Genomic DNA, 442 nt, shown 5'->3' on the forward strand with positions numbered 1-442 from the left:
GTCGATGAGGGCACGGTGGCAAAGCTCGTCGTTCCCGCCGGCACCGAAGGCGTCAAGGTCAACGCGCTGATCGCCGTGCTCGCCGCCGAAGGTGAGGATGCAGGCGCCGCCGCGAAAAGCGGGGGCGGTGCTGCACCGGCCAAAGCCGAGACGCCGAAAGCGGAGGCTCCCAAGGCTGACGCACCGAAGGCTGAGACACCCAAGGCCGAACCGGTCGCGACCGCATCCAAGGCAGATGCGGCTCCGGTTGCCAACGGCCATGCGGCCGGCGAGCGCACCTTCGCGTCGCCGCTTGCGCGCCGCATCGCGAAGGAGGCCGGTGTCGATGTGTCTGCCGTGACTGGCACCGGCCCACATGGCCGGGTGGTGAAGGCGGATGTCGACGCGGCGATTGCCGGTGGAGGTGCCCAGGCGGCGCCTGCCGCCAAGGCTCCTGCTGGCG

1 protein-coding gene is annotated in these 442 nt (G+C 70.8%); it reads left to right on the forward strand.

Translation table 11 applies throughout. From position 1 onward, the window contains the following. On the forward strand, positions 1-442 hold a 442-nt coding region (locus EN964_RS37085), incomplete at both ends, for an E3 binding domain-containing protein (protein ID WP_206528862.1).

The sequence above is a fragment of the Mesorhizobium sp. M7A.F.Ca.CA.001.10.2.1 genome, assembly GCF_003998575.1.
Lineage (GTDB): Bacteria > Pseudomonadota > Alphaproteobacteria > Rhizobiales > Rhizobiaceae > Mesorhizobium.